The 21,397-nt window shown below is 60.2% G+C and carries 10 protein-coding genes and 4 pseudogenes; 5 read left to right on the forward strand and 9 right to left on the reverse strand.

All coding sequences use genetic code 11. The features are described 5' to 3' along the window. Nucleotides 1–105 precede the first annotated feature (105 nt). Nucleotides 106–759 (forward strand): annotated as a pseudogene (istB, locus tag JQK88_RS29250) (IS21-like element helper ATPase IstB); the annotation flags it as partial. Nucleotides 760–1,041: 282 nt separating this feature from the next. Here the strand turns inward: istB and JQK88_RS29255 are convergent. From JQK88_RS29255 to JQK88_RS29275, 5 genes and pseudogenes are all read right to left on the reverse strand, one after another. Then, nucleotides 1,042–1,464, reverse strand: a complete 423-nt coding sequence (locus tag JQK88_RS29255) for a type II toxin-antitoxin system VapC family toxin (protein WP_203280243.1) — start codon at nucleotides 1,462–1,464, stop codon at nucleotides 1,042–1,044. Then, nucleotides 1,461–1,727, reverse strand: coding sequence for a type II toxin-antitoxin system prevent-host-death family antitoxin (locus JQK88_RS29260; RefSeq protein WP_203280244.1), 267 nt, complete (start codon nucleotides 1,725–1,727; stop codon nucleotides 1,461–1,463). Before JQK88_RS29260 ends, JQK88_RS29255 begins: the two co-directional genes overlap by 4 nt. Nucleotides 1,728–2,082: 355 nt before the next feature. Further along, nucleotides 2,083–2,829, reverse strand: a complete 747-nt coding sequence (locus JQK88_RS29265) for a type II toxin-antitoxin system YhaV family toxin (RefSeq protein ID WP_446669884.1) — start codon at nucleotides 2,827–2,829, stop codon at nucleotides 2,083–2,085. Beyond that, nucleotides 2,826–3,149: a type II toxin-antitoxin system PrlF family antitoxin gene (locus JQK88_RS29270; protein WP_203280245.1), complete on the reverse strand. Its 324-nt coding sequence runs from the start codon at nucleotides 3,147–3,149 to the stop codon at nucleotides 2,826–2,828. The genes JQK88_RS29265 and JQK88_RS29270 overlap by 4 nt, the downstream gene beginning before the upstream one ends. Nucleotides 3,150–3,252: 103 nt before the next feature. After that, a pseudogene (locus JQK88_RS29275) lies at nucleotides 3,253–3,440 on the reverse strand (IS6 family transposase); the annotation flags it as partial. An 800-nt stretch (nucleotides 3,441–4,240) separates the two neighbouring features. On the opposite strand from JQK88_RS29275, the gene JQK88_RS29280 reads away from it, so the two are divergent. Further along, nucleotides 4,241–12,250, forward strand: a complete 8,010-nt coding sequence (locus tag JQK88_RS29280; protein ID WP_203280246.1) for a shikimate kinase — start codon at nucleotides 4,241–4,243, stop codon at nucleotides 12,248–12,250. A gap of 43 nt (nucleotides 12,251–12,293) precedes the next feature. Then, a pseudogene (locus JQK88_RS29285) lies at nucleotides 12,294–12,425 on the forward strand (transposase); the annotation flags it as partial. Nucleotides 12,426–12,948: 523 nt separating this feature from the next. Here the strand turns inward: JQK88_RS29285 and JQK88_RS29290 are convergent. After that, a pseudogene (locus JQK88_RS29290) lies at nucleotides 12,949–13,128 on the reverse strand (aldehyde dehydrogenase family protein); the annotation flags it as partial. Nucleotides 13,129–13,977: 849 nt separating this feature from the next. Between JQK88_RS29290 and JQK88_RS29295 the strand changes: the two are divergent. Together JQK88_RS29295 and JQK88_RS29300 are read left to right on the forward strand one after the other, a co-directional pair. Then, nucleotides 13,978–14,838 carry a type IV toxin-antitoxin system AbiEi family antitoxin domain-containing protein gene (locus JQK88_RS29295; RefSeq protein ID WP_203280247.1) on the forward strand — a complete coding sequence of 287 codons (861 nt, stop codon included), beginning with the start codon at nucleotides 13,978–13,980 and terminating at the stop codon, nucleotides 14,836–14,838. Continuing rightward, nucleotides 14,796–15,686, forward strand: a complete 891-nt coding sequence (locus JQK88_RS29300; RefSeq protein WP_203280248.1) for a nucleotidyl transferase AbiEii/AbiGii toxin family protein — start codon at nucleotides 14,796–14,798, stop codon at nucleotides 15,684–15,686. Before JQK88_RS29295 ends, JQK88_RS29300 begins: the two co-directional genes overlap by 43 nt. 112 nt (nucleotides 15,687–15,798) lie before the next feature. On the opposite strand, the gene JQK88_RS29305 is transcribed toward JQK88_RS29300, so the two are convergent. The 3 genes from JQK88_RS29305 to JQK88_RS29315 form a co-directional block, all read right to left on the reverse strand. Continuing rightward, the gene (locus JQK88_RS29305; protein ID WP_376740471.1) at nucleotides 15,799–17,256 is read right to left on the reverse strand and encodes an NAD-dependent succinate-semialdehyde dehydrogenase; all 1,458 of its coding nucleotides are present in this window, start codon (nucleotides 17,254–17,256) and stop codon (nucleotides 15,799–15,801) included. Nucleotides 17,257–17,739: 483 nt separating this feature from the next. After that, the gene (locus JQK88_RS29310; protein WP_203280250.1) at nucleotides 17,740–19,128 is read right to left on the reverse strand and encodes a M16 family metallopeptidase; all 1,389 of its coding nucleotides are present in this window, start codon (nucleotides 19,126–19,128) and stop codon (nucleotides 17,740–17,742) included. Between the two features lie 4 nt (nucleotides 19,129–19,132). Continuing rightward, the gene (locus JQK88_RS29315) at nucleotides 19,133–20,719 is read right to left on the reverse strand and encodes a M16 family metallopeptidase (protein ID WP_376740469.1); all 1,587 of its coding nucleotides are present in this window, start codon (nucleotides 20,717–20,719) and stop codon (nucleotides 19,133–19,135) included. Nucleotides 20,720–21,397 lie beyond the last annotated feature (678 nt).

Raw genomic sequence — 21,397 nt, forward strand, 5'->3', positions numbered from 1 at the left:
CCGCCACGTGAATGGTCCATGGCAAAGGCCCAGTTCGCCGTAATCTTCGGTGAGCGCTTCATCAGGGCCATGGCGGCATAATGTTCAACCGCCCGCCCGTACACGGAAATCCTGACAGTCCCCGAGCGGCGCATCTCCATGTCGAGCAAGCTCGCCCAGTTCCCGTTCGTGCGCGAATTGGACGGCTTCGACTTCGATGCCCAGCCTTCGCTGGATCAAGGTCAGATCAGAGAGCTTGCAACCTGCCGCTGGATCGCGCACGGCGACACGGTCCTATTCCTCGGGCCGCCCGGAACGGGCAAGACCCATCTTGCCGTGAGCCTGGGTCGCGAGGCGATCCGTCAGAACTACAACGTGCAGTTCGTCACGGCGGCGACGCTGGTGGCAATGCTGGCCAAGGCACACGCCGATGGCTCGCTCGACAAACAGTTGACGACCTTGTCGCGGCCGAAATTATTGATCATCGACGAGCTGGGCTATTTGCCCTTCGAGGCCAACGCCGCCCATTTGTTCTTCCAACTCGTGTCTCGTCGCTACGAGAAGGGATCGATTCTGATCACCTCCAACCGCTCTGTGGGTGAATGGGGAAGCGTTTTTGGCGACCCCGTTGTGGCCACGGCGATCCTGGATCGCCTGCTTCATCACTCGACGGTGATCACCATCCGTGGCGACAGCTATCGGCTCCGCGAAAAGCGCCGATCCGGCCTCCTGCAGAAGACCGGACCGGCGCTCGAAACCAACGAAACAGCAAACCAATGAAGGGGGTCAGTTCTTCACTTCGCCAACGGGGTCAAATCCTCACTTCGCTTGACAACGGCAGCCAGATGGGATCAGCGCTAAAGTCTCATTGCGTTCAAATGCAGATAACGTGACATCGCCGGCGATCGCTCTTTAAAATCATGCACGACCGTGTGCAGCCACCGCGAGGACGTCCAGTCGCCGATCAGGAGAATGCCTGGGTGGTTTCAGCAATCGGTATGAGAGCAAACCAATCCTTCCTTTTCCAGGTCGCTTCCACGGCTTTATACGGCGCCGAGCGGTTCATCCCACCCACGGATCGAAGAGCTCAATTCCAAAGCCTTCGAAATCCTTCGTATTGCGCGTTGCCAGGGTGAGTTCCCGGGCAATCGCTGTGGCTGCGATCAAGCCGTCCATCGACGAAAGGCCGCGGCCACGCCGCTTCGCGAGGCCCATCAGGTCGCCCCAGGCTAGGGCAACCGGTTCGTCCACGGAGAGAACCCTCTGCTCGAAGCGCTGCGGCAGGTCCCGGGCGAGCCATTCGGCCAGTGCGTCCCGTTTTCTACCCTCATCCATGAGGGCAACGCCGCGCCGGATCTCGGCCATCGACACGACGCTAATGAACGAGCGATCCTCATCGAGCCCGTCCAGCCATTCCAGGACGTGCGCATTTGGGGCAGGCCTAGTCACCTCCGACAGAACATTGGTGTCCAGTAGAAGCCTCACAGCGACAGATCTCGCGGTTCGTCGCGTAGGCGCTCAAGGTCCAGGTCGGCGCCGCGCAGCGGCGACTCCAGCAGGAACTGGGCAAGCGTGCCCTTGCGCGCGGTCTTGCGTTGCCACTCCTCGACCGAGACGACAACGACGCTTGGCTTGCCGTTCCGCGTGATCGTTTGCGGCGCCGCCTGCGCACGCTCGATGACTTCCGAGAGCCGCGCCTTGGCCCGAGCGACGGTCCAGTTGGTCTCCTCTTTGGGAATAGATAGCATATTTGGCTCCGTGACCATTCTGACTATCTTGACTATATGGGAATCGCGATGCGGCCGCAACAGGGCAGGGGACTTTCAGAGCCAGGGAGCCTTGGCCCACAGCTATGCGTATCGCCACGTCGCATATTGCGGCGGCGCTGCAATCGGCAGCGGAACTAATCGATGCGAGGGGACTCTTGCCGCCCGCTCTCGAGGCCCTTGGCAATAAGAGCGTAAGCGAGCTGCTGGAAGACGGTACCTTTTCAGTTCAACGTCACCTGCAGGCGATAGGCATGCGGCTAGGTGCCTCTGGCAAATGGCGAGTTTCTGACATTCAATCCGACGAGTTGAACGTCTGCGTCGCTCACCGAATTGATCAATCTGAGCAGCATTTACCAGTGGCCTTCCACATAATGCGATCGTGACCTGCCGATGATAGCCCGAGTTGCGGTAGAGTGCCTCCATCAATTTTTCGAGCACGCAAAGTCAATGGCGCACTCTCCTGGCAGTCAGCTGTCACGAACTCCTCGGTGACGCCTGCGTCGAAGGGCCGAACGCACCGTGGGATTCGTGCAGTAGGCTTCGGGTTGGTCTGAAGCCCTGCCTGGCCATCAGTTGCCGCTTTGACTGCCGCCTCGAACCGTTCTGCCGCTGCCTTTGCCGTTTTTAACAGCGCTTTGAAATCGTCGGGAGGATTGCCGCTATCCAGCATGCTCTTGAAGGTCGCGTAAGCATCTGTCTTGCTGCCGTGGGCACGCAAGGTGTCATCGTCGTTTACCCACGCGAGCACGATGATCTTGCTGGCGCTATCGAACCGGAAAAACAGACGATACTGCTGAAAAAACTTCGCCCGGAACCAATGCTTGCGGCCGCTGCCGAGCGTATCACCCTGCCGAAATTGCGCCCCCGCCGGGTCAGCCGGGATATCGTTGGTCACGAGTCTGGCGATTGCAGCCAACCGCTTGGTGCAGTTCTTCTTCCGGTAATTGACGGGATCGCGCGCCTTGCGGGCTTCAACTTCCTCGATCAGGCATTCGAGCTGATCGAGGAAGAGCGGCTGCGCGTAGATCGACCACCCATTGATGACGAGGGGAGCCTTAAGTGGCGCGTCTCGTTTCGTCATTCGTCATCGGCAGACAGCGCTGCATCGAGATCAACTTCGACATCCCCGACCAGCGCTTTTAGCCGATCATATAGCGCCCCGTCGAACGCCTTCAGCCGCTCGGGGTGAGCTTGAATATCCGCTTCGAGAAGATCGAGAAATGCGCCGAGCGCCGGATCGGCAGCCTCGTGCACCGCCTCAATATAGACCCGACCACTCGGTTCGGTACAATACCGGATTTGGTCGCCCTTCCCAAGCTGCAGATGCTTTCGCACACCGCTTGGCACCGTCGTCTGATAGCGATCGGTGAGCTTGGAGACATCCTGAGCGAGCGCAACCATGCCAGCCTCCTGAGTTCAGATTGGAACCATCGCTCCGGTAGGTAATGCAAATGCATTGTCTCGTCAAGGGCGGGCTCATATCCTTAGCGCGAGCGCCGCGAGAAAGCCGGCGGGCATAGTCTGGACCGAACTTTTGACCCAACGACGGATCGTCTCGTAGGAGACGACCATCCCTCGCTCGAGCAGCATGTCTTCGACAAGGCGCAGGCTCAGCGGAAATCGGAAATAAAGCCAAACCGCGTGGACAATGATCTCGGGCGGGAAGCGGTGGCCTCTGTAGCTGGACGACAGAAGTGTTCATATCGCCCAAATCCTGACGCTTGGTTTATGTGACAAGCCCGGCCCGACATTGATAGGGGCTTCGCAATTCCCGGACGACTGGCGAAATGGGGTGAACGCAACGCGACGCCGGATTGACCCCGAGTTCAGCTGTGCGCAGGTCAGATTTACGTCAGGTGCAGGGGGTATGTTCGATGCCAGAGTACACACAATTGCGCCAAAATGACGATCCGCGCTTGCCGGTTGTGGCGGGTCACGTCTTGTCGGCGCAGCGTACCTAAGGAGCTCCGTTCTGCGGTGTCGAAACAACGCCGTTGAGGTCGCCGCGGCGGCACCGTGTGTGCGCGCTGTAATCGGCGTGTTCTCGCTTACATAGGAGACGGATTTTGACGGGAGTTGACCGGCGTTTGAATGCGCCCAGCGGACCAGACACGCACTGGTCCCGTAGTGAATCAGATCGTGGCGGTGGATCTGGCTCGACGTTCAGTTCTGTCGTGCAGGGCTTGCGCTCTGAAGATCGAGAGTTAGGGGCGTCCTCCGCTCAAAGGCCACCTTCGGACAGCGATGTCCGACGCCGCACATCAGCCGATCCCTCCGTTAATACGCGTGACGGCCAGCCCGGTTCTCGCTACTTGCCGCATCGGGGCGCGCCAAATTGGGAAGAAGGTTCGTCGCGTTCCGGTGCCGAGGGCCGCAGTGCCGATCAGTCCAGGAGTTCACAACAAAGTGCTCCTTCCTCGCGCAGACAATCCGTATCCGGCCTGGATCGCAGACCAAAAAGGCGGCGCCTGGATGATGTCGCCACGCAGAGCGTGCAAAGTGCAATCTCAGAAGAACAATCTAACGAAGCTCTACACGCGATTTATTTCGCCCGTGACATCGTGGGATTCTCATGTGCAGTAGTGGAGCATGACAGACGGCTGCAGGGGGCGGGCGACGGGGTCCATGCAGCCTTCCTGCAAAAGGCCGCCGCCCAGTTCAGAAATCAATTTGTCACACGCTTCGAGGACGATATCCGCCGCGGGAAGTCATGGGGCTACGCCACCACATGCAACGCGGTGAGTCGCGAGGCCGGAGGTCAGGAAGGTGTCGAAGCTTGCAAGGCGATGGCAGCTCGGGTGTCGCAGCTTCATGGTGCATTAGTGCGCGAAGTCGACCCCAAAGCTCTTTCGCTCTTCGCGACATCATTTGGTCGGCATCCGCAGTCGAGGACATGCCGCAATGGAACGATCAGAATCGCCGAATTTTGCCGCGATGAGGGCAGGGCACTTGGGGCGCTGAATAGTCAAAGTCTGTCGTTGCTGGTGAACGGTTTCAGCAAGTGGACGCAACGGTCGGAAACTCGTGAGGGCACGGAAGCCGTCGCCAGTGAGGTCCGTCGCCGCGACGACCGCCGTTTCCGGCTCTCTGATTTTAAGCAGCAGGAACTGGCGAACCTTGTGAACGGTTTCAGCAAGTGGCCGGAAGAGGAGTGGTCTCGCCAAGGCACCGGAGCGATTGCCGGTGAGGTCCTTCGCCGCACTCGCCGTGACTTCGGGCTCTCTGCTTTTAATCACCAGGATTTGGCGAACCTGGTGAACGGTTTCGGCAAGTGCCCGCAAGAGGAGGTCTTTTGCCAAGCCACAGTTGCGATCGCGGGCGAGATCCTGCGCCGCGACCGCCGTGCCCGGCTCTCTGAATTCACTCACCAGGAGCTGGCGAACTTGGTGCACGGGTTCAGCAAATGGCCGGAAGAGGCGGCGTCTCGCGAAGCCGCAGGCGCGATGGCCGGTGAGGTCCTCCGTCGTGACCGCCGTGCCCGGCTCTCTGATTCTACTTCGCAGGAGCTGGCGAACCTTGTGAACGGTTTCAGCAAGTGGCCGGAAGAGGAGTGGTCTCGCCAAGCCACCGGAGCGATTGCCGATGAGGTCGGTCACCGCGCCGCCCGCGGCGGGTTCGCGCTCTCTGATTTTAACCACCAGGACCTGGCGAACTTGGTGAACGGCTTTAGCAAATGGCCGGAAGGGGCGGTCTATCGCCAAGCCACAGTCAAAATCGCCACAGAACTCTCTCGCCGCGCCCGCGAGCAAGGGCTCTCTCACTTTACTGCGCAGGAGCTGGCGAACCTGGTGAACGGGTTCGGCAAATGCCCGGACGATGCGGACTATCATCACGCCACAGTCGCGATCGCCAGTGAGGTCATTCGCCGCCGCGCCCAACTCTCTGATTTTACTTACCAGGATCTGACGCACCTGGTGAACGGTCTCAGCAAGTGGCCACAACAGGCGGACTGTCGCGATGCAACACTCGCGATCGCCGGTGAGGTCTTTCGCCGCGACGACCAGTTCTCTCATCTTACTCAGCAGGCGCTGGCGACATTGGTGAACGGGTTCAGCAAGTGGCCGGAAGAGGCTGCGTCTCGCCAAGCCACAGTCGCAATCGCCGGTGAGGTCACTCGCCGCGCCGCGCGCGGCGAATTCGGGCTCTCTGACTTTAATCACCAGGATTTGGGGACCCTGGTGAACGGTTTCAGCAAATGGCCGCAGGAGCCGGCGTCTCAGCAAGTCACAGTCGCGATAGCCAGCGAGGTCCTTCGCCGCGCTGACCGGCTCTCTGGGGTTGATCCGCAGGGACTGGCGAACCTGGTGAACGGTTTCAGCAAGTGGCCGGAAGCGGCGGCGTCTCGCCAAGCCACCGACGCGATCGCCAGCGAGGTCCTTCGCCGCGGCGTCCGGCTCTGTGATTTTACTCACCAGCACCTGGCTAATCTGGTGAACGGTTTCAGCAAGCGGCCCGACGGGGCGGATTGTCGCGACGCCGCGGTCGCCATCGCCGGTGAGGTCCTTCGCCGCGCCGACCAGTTCTCTCATCTTACTCAGCAGGCGCTGGCGACATTGGTGAACGGGTTCAGCAAGTGGCCGGAAGAGGCGGCGTCTCGCCAAGCCACAGACGCGATCGCCGGCGAGGTCAGTCGCCGCGCCGCGCGCGGCGAGTTCGGGCTCTCTGATTTTAATCACAAGGACTTGGTGCACCTGGTGAACGGGTTCAGCAAGTGGCCGGAAGAGGAGAGGCATCAGCAAGCCACGGACGCGATCGCGCATGAGGTCCTTCGCCGCGGCGCCCGGCTATGCGACTTTACTCACCAGCACCTGGCTAATCTGGTGAACGGTTTCAGCAAGTGGCCGAACGGGGCGGATTGTCGCGAGGCGACAGTCGCAATCGCGGAGGAAATCCGCCGGCGCCAGCTCTCCGATTTTGCTCCGCACGAACTGGCGATCTTGGTCAACGGTTTCAGCAAGTGGCCGCAAGCGGCGGCATCTCGCCAAGCCACAGTCGCAACCGCGCATGAGGTCCTCCGCCGCGGCGCCCGGCTCTGTGATTTTGATAACCAGCACCTCGCTAATTTGGTGAACGGTTTCAGCAAGTGGCCGGAAGCGCCGGACTGTCGCGACGCCACGGTCGCAACCGCCAACGAGGTCCGTCGCCGCCAGCTCTGTGACTTTGCTCCGCAGGGACTAGCGAACATGGTGAACGGTTTCAGCAAATGGCCGGAGGCGCCGGACTGTCGCGACGCCACGGTCGCAATCGCACAGGAGGTTCTTGGCCGCGGCGCCCGGCTCTCTGATTTTACCCACCAGCATTTGGCTAATCTGGTGAACGGTTTCAGCAAATGGCCGGAAACGCCGGACTGTCGCGACGCCCCGGTCGCAATCGCACAGGAGGTTCTTGGCCGTGATATCTGGCTCTCTGATTTCACTTCGCAGGAGCTGGCGAACCTGGTGAACGGTTTCAGCAAGTGGCCAGATCAGGCGGGGTCTCAGCAAGCCACAGTCGCGATTGCGCACGAGGTCCTTCATCGCGCCTCCTGGCTCTCTGATTTTACTCACCAGGAGCTGGCTAATCTGGTGAACGGTTTCAGCAAGTGGCCGGAAGCGCCGCTCTGTCGCGACGCCACGGACGCGATCGCGGGTGAGGTCCTTCGTCGCGGCGCCCGGCTCTCTGATTTTACCCACCAGCACTTGGCTAATCTGGTGAATGGTTTCAGCAAATGGCCGGAAGCGCCGGACTGTCGGGATGCCACGTTTGCGATCGCGGGTGAGGTCCTTCGCCGCGCCGAACTTTCTGATTTTGCCCCGCAGGGACTGGCCAACCTGTTGAACGGCTTCAGCAAGTGGCCGGACGGGGATGACTGTCGCAAAGCCGCGATTGCAATCGCCGGGGAAGCCCGTCAGCGCCAGCTCTTTGATTTCGCTCCGCAGGTAGTGGCGACCTTGATGAACGGGTTCACCAAGTGGCCGGAAGAGGCGGCGTGCTGGCAGACCACGATGGACATCGCGCGCGGATTGGGTGCTCGAGGGCAACGATTCGGTGTGTTCACCACGCCTGAGCTGAGTATGCTCGCCAATGCTCTGTCGCGAATAATCATGAGGGCAGAAGACAGTGAGGAGATTACAGACGCCGCTCTGCCTAAGGATCGGTTGCACAAGCTCGCCCACTACCTGCATTATGATAATGATCGTCTGGGGCAGGCTGACGTTCTGCACATCACAACCATTTTCAAGGCGCTGGGTAAGGCTCGGTTGTCTGATGATCTCGGTTTGCTCGCACCGACAGGCTTGAATCGGCTCTCGGAATTGCGTCAAGCCCCTGATTTTACGACCCAGAACGATCTGGAAACCATGGGTAATCTGTGTGCTGCTCTGCTGCCGCTTGCGCGCAGCCCACAGAAGCCGCTGCGCTGGCACCGCAAGCAGGCGCTCAACCTGCTCAACGATCTCCAACCCGTGGTCGAGCAGAAGATCGAAGCGCATCTGAACGCAAGCGATGCCGAGCGGACCCGTGGGCCGCTTGCGACCCGCTGCCCCGCTTTATCGATCTATCAGACGCTCAAGGCCCGTGCGGTCCTGGAGAGATTATTCAGGTCACCGTATGTCGAGGGCAAGAGGTCCGACTTGCGGGTGAGGCAGCAAGACCTGGAGTGCAAGACCAAGGAGATCCTGGACAGGACGCGCGGCCTCATTGAAAGCGACCTTTCCAGCATGAGCTGGAACCTGATCGCGCAGATCGAGGCGGACAGTCCGGTGGATGCGCTGGACTTATTCATGGAGCAGGATGCGGCGGCGATCCAGGCGCAACATCCTGCGTCGGTCTTCGACGTGCATCAGGTCTTACGAACCATGGACCACGAGCCCAGACCGCCGCAGGGTGACGCGGGACTGATGCAGTTGCCGGTGGTGGATATGCTGGGCCGGCAATTGACCACGGAGCCCGAGACACGCTATTCGATTTTTCATCGCCTGACCTCGGGGGCTTTGCCCGTCGTCGCGGTGCAACTGCCAGGAACCCCGAGTGCCTTCATGCTGGCGCGTACGGTGAGCGTCAACGGTGTGCCATACCGCATGGATCTGTTCGGCGGCAGCAAGTTAAAGCCGCCGCGATTGACCGTGTCTCAGATTGCGGCCCGTGCTGCAGGCGAGCTAGCAAAGCCTTCCGGGGGAAAGCTGCTGGCGATTCCGTATGCCGAAACCGCACCCGGCACGGCCTTCGAGCAGCTGTCGCGCGCCTGGGCCCCTTTCAAAGAGGCCTATTATTATACCCAGCGCAGGGGTTTTGCCGCGCCTCCGGCGATCAAAGGTCTATCTCCGCACGACTACGCGCTGGAAGGCGCCTTCAAATTGGTGCTGCTGCCGGACCGTCCCGCCAACGAGGAGCATCCCTTCAAGCTGAGGGGGCCGGATGGTCCCATTGCATTGCGACCGCATGACGGCTGCGGCTTCATCAGGGCCTCGCTGGCCAACCTTATGCCAGCTGTTCGTCGCGCCGGCGAGCAGGAAGGTCCTGACCGGGTGCCTGCCTTTGGTGAGGGAAGGAAATCATGCCTGCCAGTCTCGGCGCTGCAACATTATCCGCGCAGCGAGCAAGTGGCGGATGAGGCCCGAGAAAAGGCCATGATCTGGCTCGAGAGCAAACAAGAGCGGGAGTTGACGTCCGACGAGCTGTTTCGAACGGTGACGGCCGGACATATTGAAGGCCTCGGCGCGGTTGCTGTACCGTCTAATGATGAGTGTCTCCATATTCCGACGCTCAAGAGCGAGACGTTGAGCGGTGGTGGCGTGCTGATCGGGCGGTCTCCTTATGACAAGCCCAACCTCCGCCCGTTCATCCCCGACCAGGTCAGGTCGGCCGCTGATGGTGACCCGACTACGGCGTTTCTCGATCAGTGCGTGACTATGCAATACAGTTTCAATGTCGCCCAGAAGTCGCGGGAGGAACTGGCGACCGACGATCCGACTTTCTTTGCCAAAGGGCTTCTTATCGTCGTGCCGGATGAGATGTGGCCAGCCGACTTCGCCGACCAGGGGCTGGTGATGTCTGCCGAGGACGTCAAGTGCCATTCGAGCTGGACCAAGGGCAAGGACCGCGCAAAGGCGGACACGCCGGTCGACTGCATCGGCATCCTGCAGGCGACTGAGGTATTCGCTGCGGGCTCGGTGGTTGCCGTCCCGATCGGCGAGCAGAAGAAACTTGACGGCGACTTCGACGGGGATAGCCTCATCGTCATCGGCAACCGGCCGCAGCTTTACGACCATATTAGGCAATTCGATCAAGAGGAGCAAGCTCGCGGATTGCGCTCGCTCAAGCCGCCAAAGTCGCATACCCCGGCGATTGAGGACGGTCGCTACAAGTTCGGTCGCGCCAGCCAGATCCTCGCCGCCACGCGGAATGTTCTGGAAATCTATACCGGCCTGCAGCGAACCTTTCTGGCTCAATCCCATGAAGCCCGACAGTGGTTTGCCGAGCGTGCCATCTTCGGCACGTACGAAGGCATTCACCAAGAGCTCAAGCGAGATATCCGAGGCCTGTTGGAGGAGGAACAGGTCAGTGCTCAGAACGTCCAGGACAAGCTCGAGAAGGCGCGCCACGAGATCGAGCTGGCAGACCATCCGGTCGCGCGCGAGATGGCCGAGTTGCTCCTAGCCGAGCTCGAGGCGTGGGCCGCGAAGCTGGATGAGCAACTCCTGCCCGGAACAGTCGCCAGCGTGAGCGAGCCACAGCCCGCAATGAGCCAATCGCTCTGCGAGCTGTTCCCGGAGTTGGCGGAGACCTATTCGGTAACGGCTCAGCCACGCGACCGCGTCCAGCTTCTCGTCGACCGTTATCCTGCGCGCATCGACCCGCGACCGGATGGTTACAATCCGCCCGACCTCGTGCAAAGTGCAAACAATCTCCTGAGCCTCGGCATCAAGGTCGGAACTGACGCCTATAAATCCGACACTGGCGCCCACATCTTTATGTTCAAGAGCAGGCAGCTTCGGCGCCTGCTGCAACAGACACCAGGGTTGAAATCGGTGCCTTACACCAAGAGCATTGCGGCTAGCCTCAACCAGGGTCGGTTCGATGTCGATGCGACATTGGAGGATCTCCAGGACAATCCGACGCTGGCGGCATCAGTCATGCAAACCTCGATCAAACTTGTTGCCGAGCGGGGCATTCTGCCTGAACCCTCGGGCCGAGGGCTTGCTGCCGATGATCCCGCCACGACAATCACATTGACTCGTGAGCAGGCTGCACAGCGCGCCCAAATGGAGGCTTCCCGCGCTCAAGCCGAAGAGAAGGACATCACCCCGACGGCAATCTCAGTTGCCGAAGCCCTCAGGAGAGCTGACATCCAGGTGAAGATGCCCCATCTCGTTGAGCGTTTGAGATCGGAAAGCTCGATGACAGACCAGCTCATCGGCATGCAGGCCCCGTTTGAGGTCGGCGCCCAGCTGATCAGCAGCGCTGTACGCCACGTCTTCGAACTCCCTGATAGGGATTTTACACGTGCCTTCAAGAAAGCTATTCTAGGCTTCGACGAGAGCGGCTATGCCGAGGTCAGCACGACCAACTGGTTCAGGATGCGATCGCCGACCTTCGTCGGCATCAAGACTGTGCTCGCCACGCCGGGCGGCTACCGCTTCGAGGTGGAGTTCCACACCGCAGACAGCTACAAGGCCAAGATCGACAATCACGACACGTACAAGGAGCTGCAGAAGCTGCAGGAACTGCAGCGAGGAAGCCTAGAGCCCCTGGATCAGTCCATAGCCGAGCAACTCTTGGAGCGCGTGCGACAGGCCTGCAACAAGGTTGTCATCCCCGACGGGGCCTTAGGGATCCCCCACTGGGAAGCCGAATCGGATAGCACAGTTGGCGCCGGCCTAGCTCGTCGGTTGCAAGTGGCCCCGCCGAGACGCACGGCGCGCTCCCCGATCGCAACAGAGATTCTTGGCGCCCTGGGCGCGCGACCGATCGTGCTCGTCGGCATGATGGGCGCCGGGAAATCCAGTTTGGGCCGTGCACTCGCAAAACAACTAGGGCTGAGGTTCGTCGATTCCGATAAAGAGATCGAGGCAAAGACCGGCAAGTCCATAGCTAAGATTTTCGCTGAGGATGGCGAGGCGCATTTCAGGAATCTTGAGGTGAATGAGATCAGGCAGTCGCTCGAACAAGGGCCGGCGGTGCTCGCAACCGGTGGTGGAGCGTTCATGATCGAGGAAATTCGGCATCATGTCGGCGAGAAAGCGGTCTCGATCTGGCTCAATACCAACGAGGACGTGATCAGGCGGAACCTGAGGCACGACACCAAGCGTCCGAAGATGCAAACCGCCGACCAAGACCAGACCATCACAGACCTGATGCACGTGCGCAATCCTATCTATAAGCTTGCCGATCTCACGATTGACCTGCAGCGCCAGCGGGATCTCAAGAGCGCGAATGCTTGCCTGACCGCGCTGCACGCCTACCTCTGCGGTGAGGGCAGGGAGGCCCAAGCTCGTTTCGACCTCGTGGGGGCGGCACCATGACCGCGCCGCTCAAGCATGCGAATCCCATCACGGTCATTCCGCGCTCGGCAATCGCGAGAGCCGATCGAGCTGGAAGGCGTTCCTGGAGACTCTGAAGGCTCGCGGACTGCGCGGGGTTGAGTTCGTCGTCTCCGACGATCAGCCTGGCCTGAAGAAGGCGATCGCCGAAGTGCTCGCAGGGCATCCTGCACCGCCAGTATGTGGCGTCGTTGAAGAAATGGTTCATAGATCCGCTCTATGCAGCAATCGGCCCGTTCATGGCTTCACATCATACCTGACACCCGTCGCGATGCAGGATTGCGACGCGTCCTTGGCTGCCTTCTGATGAGGCCGGCGCGCTCGAGCGTAAGCACCCATCCGGTGAGAGCTTCACCGCGCTCGCCGAGCACCTCCAGAACGCCCTATGGACGTTGGGTGGCGTGGCGGCCGAGCATCGCACCGAACAGCCTGTCGGCAGCCTTCATGAACCTAGCCGCAAGCAGGCCGACGACATCACCCGGCCCTATCTGGAACTCTGCGGGCACTACCGGATCAAGCCAAGCCGCAACAATCCGGGCGAGGCGCACGAGAATGGCGCCGTCGAAGCCCACCATGGCCACCTCAAGGATGCGCTCGACCAGGCGCTGATCCGCGCGGCAGCCGCGACTTCGCCAGCCTTGACAGCTACCGAACGGCGCCGCTTCCGAGGACATGCGTCAGGTATTAATGCCCACCATGCCATGCTCCAAGGCCTCGGCCACACGCCAGACACGCTTCAGATTTGGGGCATAGAAATAGGCGGCGAGGCCGTAGATCGTGTCGTTGGCCTCACGCACAACCTGATCCGCATCTTCGAAACGAATCATCGGAACCAGGGGTCCAAATGTCTCTATCTCGGCCCGCGCGCCGACCTGAAAATCGAAAGCCGCCTGCGTAATGATATCAATCAGGAACGTCTCACCACCATCGACGCCGCTTGCTCAGCCACAGGAACCCAGGACGGCCTGGTCAGATCGACGGAACAAGGATAGATGCCGTCGACCTTCTCGCCCTGGCCGCGTTTCCGAATCGCTGACACCCTTCCTTGATGAACTGGAGCAGCGCATGGCCGAGCAGATGAGTAGGAAGACAACTAGCCTCAGCTCAAAGACGGATGTTTCACACAGTTTCAGTGCATTTTACAAAGGTCGATGCACCTGTGGTACACCGCAAGGGGGTCGCTGCGCAGCCCGTTGCATCCCTCGAGCAGAGCCGCCAAAGGGCTTCTAGCGGATGTGGTGACCGTGTGGATAAGATCAGATCGGTAGTACAAGCTGCTCGTCCAATACTAAGCCGCCTTGCGAAATCAAGATTGTCAGGGGTGACCAGGATGGAGGCCTGCGATCAGTCCTTTCGTTGAGGTCATCTATCGCCGATTGCGAGATGACCCGAAGGGATCGGATCACGGTACCAATTTGCCGAAATCCACTTTGACCCGGCGACAGGTCGGGGAGGGATCACCTGCGAAAACGATAACTCTTGGTGTCGTGATGACGCGACGTCATTCTGTGGGGATCCGATAGCGACACACATTCTGCTTAGCGTTGCCGAACGCAGAGCGCGCTAAGGGATTTGTTTACAGATCATTTTATTTGCGGCGATGATCGCCGTAAATCGGATAAATTGTAAATCATCAGAAAAACGTGCTAGTTTATAAGAACCAATGGAATGCGGCGATCATCGCCGCATCGATAGCGATTTTATAAACTATGCCAACGAACGCCGACCGGAGACAACTGCTGCAAAACCTGGTGCCTGACGGGCTGCCAGTGACGAGACAATGGCTGGCGAAGCAGAACCCGGACTTCGATCGCCACGCGCTGGATAATCTAATCAAAAGCAGGCAACTCACACCGCTCGCATCCGGTGTTTATATACGCCCCGGTACACACCTGACATGGCAAGGCGTCGTCGCCGCGTTGAAGACCATCTTCCGCACGGATCTAAGTGTCGGCGGGCTCACCGCGCTAGAATTGCAAGGATTTGCGCACTACCTGCCACTTTCGCGGAAACGCATGGTCCATCTTTACGGCAAAGACGCTTTGCCAGCTTGGCTACAAGATGCGCTGCCTTCTGTCCAGTTCGTCCGCCAAAACCGTCTTTCCTCGCTAGGCGGTTCCGGTCTGGTCAACCGCGAGTACGACACAAATGAGAGGTCTTTCGTGGATGGCGACATACCGGGTCAACGGGCAAGCGCTTGGCCGTTCACAATGTCGTCGCCCGAGCGGGCTTATCTCGAAGTTCTCATGGACGTGCCCGGTACCATCTCCTTCGAGCATGCCGACCAGCTTCTCCAGGGTATGACCACGCTCTCGCCAAAGCGGATGGAGCAGCTCTTGCGCAAATGCACGAACGTCAAATTGCGCAGGCTGTTCTATTGGATGGCTGAGCGCCATTCCTACGCCTGGCTGAAGAAGCTCCCCAAACCCGAAGCGCTTGATGAGCTTGGCCTTGGCAGCGGCAACAGAGTGCTCGTCAGAGGCGGCCGACTCGATCCAAAATACCGTATAACGGTTCCGGAGGAGATGTGGACACAACCAGCCCTTACCACAGACAAGTCCGACTCCTAAACGTGCTTTGCCCTCAAAGGCGGCACCGCCATCAATTTATTCGCGATCTGCCGCGGCTCTCCGTCGACATCGATCTTGTCTACCTGCCCATGGAAGAGCGTGACGAGGCGCTCAAGAAAATCGCTGAAGCGCTCTCACGCATTGCAGACGCGATCTCAAAGGCGATGCCCGATACGGAGATCATCAGATCATATGAAGATCAGCGCGACGCCTTGCGTCTGTTCGTGACCCAGGCCGGCGACCGCATCAAGGTAGAACTCTCGCCCGTGCTGCGCGGCTCGGTATTTCCTGAGGAACGACGGGAGGTATCGCCGGCGGTCGAAGAGCAGTTCGGCTACGTCGAGATGCAGCTCCTTTCAATCCCCGATCTCTATGCCGGAAAAATTTGCGCCGCGCTCGACCGGCAACATCCGCGCGATCTTTTCGATGTCAAACTGCTGCTCGAGAACGAGGGGCTCACCAAGGATTTGGTGAAGACCTTTCTCGTTTATCTCATCAGCCGTAACCGTACGATGGCAGAGCTCCTTCAGCCGACCCGCAAAGACATTGCCGGCATCTACGAAGGTGAGTTTTTGCGCATGTCGCAGATCGAAGTCAGCCTCGATGAATTGCTGGCCGTTCGTGAGCGGCTGATTACGGAGCTCAATCAGGCATTGACCGACGATCAGCGAAAATTCCTGCTCTCCTTCAAGACGCGTCGCCCGCGATGGGATCTGCTCGGCATTGAAGGGGCCAATAAACTGCCCGCAGTCCGTTGGAAGCTGCACAATCTGGAACGCATGCCGGAAGAACGGCACCGCCGGGCTTATGAGAATTTGGAACGCGTGCTCGTCCAGAAGAGCAAATAAGCGACATTGTCCACGAATCCGGCCACTCCCTATCACCGCCCCGACATCCGGATGTCTTCAAGACGTGGATAGGGCTGGGTTACCCGCTCTGCGAACCGCGCAAGCAGACGCTTCAGATGCCGCCTATGCAAAGGTATTTCATTTCGAGGTAATCCTCGAGGCCATGGCGGGAACCCTCCCGCCCGATGCCGGACTGCTTCATCCCGCCGAAGGGTGCCGCTTCCGAGGACATGCGTCCGGTGTTGATACCCACCATGCCATATTCCAATGCCTCGGCCACACGCCAGACACGCTTCAGATTTGAGGCATAGAAATAGGCGGCGAGGCCATAAATCGTGTCATTGGCCTCACGCACGACCTGATCCGCATCGTCGAAGCGAATGATCGGCGCCAGCGGCCCGAAAGTCTCTTCCTGCGCAACCGCCATCACGCTGGAAATCTCGGTGAGGACCGTGGGTTCGAAAAACGTGCCATCCTTGCCGATGCGATTGCCCCCGCATCGAATTGTGCCGCCTTTGGCGATCGCATCTGCGATGTGCGACTCGATCTTGGCCAGAGCATGCTTGTCGATGAGCGGTCCGATGTCCACTCCGGGAGCGAAACCGTCACCAACCGATAAGTGGCGGACTTTCTCCACGAACTTTTCGACGAACTCATCGTGAGCGCTCGATTGGACGTAAAGGCGGTTCGCCGAAACGCAAGTCTGGCCGGCATTGCGGAACTTCGCCTGGATCGCTCCGTCAACCGCAGCGTCGATATCGGCGTCGTCGAAGACGATGAAAGGTGCATTGCCGCCCAGCTCGAGGCTGACTTTCTTGATCTGGTCCGAGCACTGGCGCATCAGCAGCCTCCCGACCTCCGTTGAGCCGGTGAAACTGATCTTGCGGACCTTGGGATTGGTGCAGAGTTCGCGGCCGACGGCATCACCTTCGGATGCATAGATCAGGTTGACGACGCCTTCGGGAAAGCCGGCCTGGTGGGCGAGGACGAACATTGCGCCAGCCACGAGCGGCGTCTGCTCAGCGGGCTTAAGGACAATGGTGCAGCCTGCGGCCAAGGCTGGCGAGATCTTGCGTGCGACCATCGAGGCTGGGAAATTCCAGGGTGTTATCGTCCCGACGACGCCGATCGGCTGCTTGATCACCAGCATCCGACGGTCCGTCGATGGTGCGGAGATCGTCTCGCCATAGATGCGATTGGCCTCCTCGGCGTACCATTGCAGGTACGCCGCAGCATGCGACACCTCCGATTTGGCTTCGGCAAGCGGCTTGCCCATCTCCGCTGTGAGTATAGCGGCGAGGTCGTCGGCGTGGTCGATGATCAACTGATACCAACGCCACAGAACGTCGCTGCGCTCACGTGCGGTCAACGCCGCCCATCCAGGTTGCGCGACATAGGCCCTGTCGATTGCGGCGCGTGTCTCCTCCACGCCCATGTCGGGAAGCTCTGCCAGCACGTCGCCGGTCGACGGGTTGAGGACTTCGAATGTCCGCTTGCTAATCCGCCTGACAAGTGCCGGCAGGCAGTCGATGGCTCCAAACAGGTCGGGGGATTTCAGGTGACGGATCATCGGCAGGCACAGGGGCAATACCGGATTCCTCCTCGACGCAGCGGGTATATGTAGCAGGGTGCGATGTATCCCGCGACGGCCGGGTTCCCTAGGGCCTCGGCCAGGCAGCTGGTAGACCACCGTCCCCCAACTGGAAAGGGAAAATACTTTGAATTCTCTAATCGACGGCTCGCGGTTCTCGCTAGGCGACAATTGAACAATCGGACGTCGGCTTCGACATCTGCACGCGGTGCATGCGGGTGGCCTGCGCGTTCAATGTGCGGACCATGATCGGGGTCCTCTATCCACCCGAAGAGAAGCTTGGCGTGAGGAGAAGCGCGCCACAATCAGGCGAGTCGACCGGCTGAACCGGCAAATGCCTCGCAAGGCCCGCGAAAACCGCTCCGCGGGCCTTTAAAAAACTCACTAGCCACCGAACCGGACTTCGCTCCACACGCGAAAAGGCCTCACAAGGGGACAAGGAAGACGAATGGGCTCCTGGACTTATCCTTTGCCCCCCATCAGGGGGCCAACGACCATAATGCCGGGCTCGGCCGAAAGCAGCTTCTTCGCCGCAGCCTTGACCTGGTCGAGCGTCACCTGATCGATGAGGGCGGAGCGGCGCTGGATGTAGTCGATGCCGAGATTGTCGACCTGCAATCCGACGAGCGTGGCTGCAATCGAGCTGGAGGAATCCAGATCGTTGATGGCATAGGCGCCGATCAGATATTTCTTGCTCGCCTCGAGCTCGGCCTCCGTTGGCCCCTGCTGTGCCATATCCTTTACCACCCGATGCACGATGCTCAGCGTCTCGGCGGCGCGGTCCGAGCGTGTCGCCGTCGTAACCAGCAGCGCATGAGAATGCTCGTAACCGGCCAGATAAGAGCCGACGCCATAGGCAAGGCCGCGCTTTTCGCGCACCTCCTCCCACAGGCGCGACGTGTAGGGCGAGCCACCGAGGATATCGTTCATCAAAAGCGCGGCGAAGAAATCCGGCTCGCTGCGTCCAACGCCTGGAAAAGCCAATTGCAGCGAGGTCTGCGGAAGGTCGTAGTTCACCTCCACCTGCTGCCCGAGTTTTGCGGCGACATCGGCAACGGGGGAGAGCGTCTGCTTCTGAGGCAATTCGCCGAACAGCTGGTCGAGCTTTTCACTCAGCCTCTTCGCGTCAATGTCGCCGACCACGGCAACATGGAGCCCGTCGCGAGCGAAAATGGCCTTGTGGAAGGCGCTGAGATCGGCCGGCGTTATGCCGGCGAGGCTCACTTTGGTCCCTTCGTCCGGCCTCGAATAAGGATGCGTGCCATAGATCGCGCGCAGCCATTTGCGCTGAGCGATCGCTTCGGGGTCGCGCTCATTGGCGATGATGCCGGAGAAAATCTGGGCACGGATGCGGTCGACCGGCTCCTGGTCGAAGCGCGGCCTGTTGACCGCGAGCCTGAGCAGATCGAAAGCGGCGTCCTTCCGCAGAGAAAGCATGCGCATCGAGCCATAAATGCCGTCGCGCTGCGCTTCGAAGCTCATCTCGACGCCAGCATCGTCGAGCTTCACCTGGAAGGCATCGCTGTCGAGATCGCCGGCACCCTCGTTGAACAGGCCGGTCATCAGATGAATGAGTCCCTCCTTGCCGACCGGGTCCTGGGTGGTGCCGCCCTTGAAGACGAAGCGGACCGAGATGATCGGCACCGTGTGGTCCTCCACCAGCCAGGCGGTGATGCCCTTTTGCGATTTCACCTCTTGGATGTTCATCGCCGCATGGGCGGTGAGCGCCGGCAGGATGAGGAAAAGAACGGCGAGGAGAAGGAAAGCCAGCGGGGTGATGCGGCGCGCGGCCCTGCCTTCTCCTGGAGAGGGCAAGGCGTGTCCAAAAGCGCCGCGGTATTGGTTCGTCATGACATCAATTCTCCGTCTTGGGCAAGAGATAGCCGGTGGTCGAATGGCTGGGCACGAGATAGCGGGCGGCAACGGCCTTCACCTGATCGGCGGTGACCTTGCGGATGCGGTCCGGCCATTCCTCGACATCTTTTACGCTGCCGCCGGTGGCAAGCGTTGAGCCATAGATGTGGGCCAAGCAGGCCGGGTTGTCCCGGGCGAGGAGCACCGAGCGGACACGGCGGTCCTTGGCCTTGTCCAACTCGTCATCGGTCACACCGTCCTTGACGATGCGGGCGACCTCGGCATTGGCCGCCGCTTCCAGATCGGCGAGCTTGGCATCGCCGCGCGGCGAGGCGTAGATGGTGAAGTTGGTGGCATCCAGCACGGTGCCCTGGAAATTGGCGCTGGCCTCGGCGGCAATTCCCTGCTTCACCAACAGCTGCTGGTAGAGCCTGCTGCGGTTGCCGCCGCCGAGGATATCGGCCAGGAGGTCGAGCGCCTCGGCCTCGCCAGGTTCGGCCGTATGATAGGACGGCACCACCCATTGCGTGGAAAAGCGCGACTCCGAGACGCGCGCGTCGGTCAGCGTCACCGTGCGCTTGGTGTTCTGCTCCGGCTCGACCGGGCGGATACGGGCTAAACCAGGACCCGCCGAAACCTTTCCATACGTCTTTTCGGCCAGCGCCTTCACCGTTTCCGGCTCGACGTCGCCGGTCACCACGAGCACGGCGTTATTGGGCCTATAGTATAGGTCGTAGAAAGAGACCGCGTCGTTCCAGTTCAACGTCTCCATCTCCCGCATCCAGCCGATGACCGGGATACGGTAGGGCTGGCTCTGCCACAGCGTGGCGTCGACTTCCTCGTCCAGCACGGCTTGCGGATTGTTGTCGATGCTCGAGCGGCGCTCCTCGATGATCACGTCGCGCTCGGTCTTGATATCATCGTCGGTGGGGATGAGGGTGAACATGCGATCGGCCTCGAAGCTCATCATCTGCTCCAACGCCGAAGGCGCCACCGTCACATAGAAGGCGGTGTAGTCGTAATCGGTGAAGGCATTGTGCGAGCCGCCGATGGCGGAGACGGCGCGGTCGAGCTCGCCGGCGACATGGTTGATCGTCGGAGCCTTGAACATCAGATGCTCGACGAAATGGGCAAGGCCAGATTTGCCCGGTGGCTCGTCGGCGCTACCGATCTTGTACCACACCATATGGGTGACGACCGGCGCACGGTGATCGGGGATGACGACCACCTCCATGCCGTTGTCGAGCAGGAAATCCGTCACCTTGCCGTCATTTTTGGCGGCCAGAACCGGAGCGGTCGCCGAGAGAACCAAGGCGGTCGCAATGAATGCCCTGCGCAGCCAGTGAGACCGAAGTTCGATCGATGGCTCCCGCTGTGGCGTCGGGTCGATAAGCAAGGTTCGAGGCAAAGCGCTTTGTTCCTCGTTTTGAAGGCGCTGCGTCCCCGTTTCTCCTTGTGGGCGAGGGTGGATCGGCGGACAGCGCCGAGCCGGATGAGCAACCGTCTTCAATTTGTTGGGCCTCGCTCGAGCGTCATCTTCGGATGGGTCTGGGAGGCCCGCGGCAGTATTTTTTAGTGAGGTGATCATGAGTTCTCCTTGGTCAGTGACGCGTTTGCGGATGACCACGCACGTACCGTGCCAAATGAGAAAATGGTTGAGGCGATATGATAAATCGGGCTCTGCTGTGTTGCGTATCCGACATTGTCGGACATCCGACACCGCCGAACGCGAAGCGCTTGCGGCTTGGGACGATATCTTGCTCGTGCGGAAGACGATTGAGCGTGCTGACGCGGCGGGGGATAGGGAGCTTCTCGAATTGGCCGCGGCACTGAGAGGGTTGGAATGAAAACGATGGTGGTCGCGGCAGAACGCTGTCCTCGACAGGCAGGCCAGGGTCGACGCTGAACGAGCAGCGGAGTCAGGAGCGTGGCCGGTAGGGAAGAGGAGTTGGGCCGCCGGGCTATTCGCAGTAGAGATGGCGGAGAGGCGAGGGGGAGCTGGCAGGCCGACGTCAAGGAGGCCGCTCAACGGCAACGGGCTAGAGCGTGGCATCGCCGGCTCTGGCCTCGGCAGCGTACTTGATCACTTGTCAGAGTTGTCCAAAGCTATCGGGGCTCGCAAGGCAATCTGTGTACACCTCCCGACAAAATCCCGGGGCTGCTAGACGCTGGGCCGTGCACCCAAGCCGACAGACAGCGCCTAGCCGTTTTGAAAAACCAACAAAATAAGGCAGCGCCGGGAGACGCTCTTGGCGTGTTTCTTACA

The sequence above is a fragment of the Mesorhizobium caraganae genome, assembly GCF_016836705.1.
Taxonomy (GTDB): Bacteria; Pseudomonadota; Alphaproteobacteria; order Rhizobiales; family Rhizobiaceae; genus Mesorhizobium; species Mesorhizobium caraganae.

What these genes read in the sequence shown, in the direction of transcription:
- JQK88_RS29265 (WP_446669884.1), bottom strand. Translation starts at nt 2,829, where the DNA reads ATGACGAAACGAGACGCGCCACTTAAGGCTCCCCTCGTCATCAATGGG.
- JQK88_RS29315 (WP_376740469.1), bottom strand. Translation starts at nt 20,719, where the DNA reads ATGATCACCTCACTAAAAAATACTGCCGCGGGCCTCCCAGACCCATCC.
- JQK88_RS29270 (WP_203280245.1), bottom strand. Translation starts at nt 3,149, where the DNA reads ATGGTTGCGCTCGCTCAGGATGTCTCCAAGCTCACCGATCGCTATCAG.
- JQK88_RS29310 (WP_203280250.1), bottom strand. Translation starts at nt 19,128, where the DNA reads ATGACGAACCAATACCGCGGCGCTTTTGGACACGCCTTGCCCTCTCCA.
- JQK88_RS29305 (WP_376740471.1), bottom strand. Translation starts at nt 17,256, where the DNA reads ATGATCCGTCACCTGAAATCCCCCGACCTGTTTGGAGCCATCGACTGC.
- JQK88_RS29260 (WP_203280244.1), bottom strand. Translation starts at nt 1,727, where the DNA reads ATGCTATCTATTCCCAAAGAGGAGACCAACTGGACCGTCGCTCGGGCC.
- JQK88_RS29295 (WP_203280247.1), top strand. Translation starts at nt 13,978, where the DNA reads ATGCCAACGAACGCCGACCGGAGACAACTGCTGCAAAACCTGGTGCCT.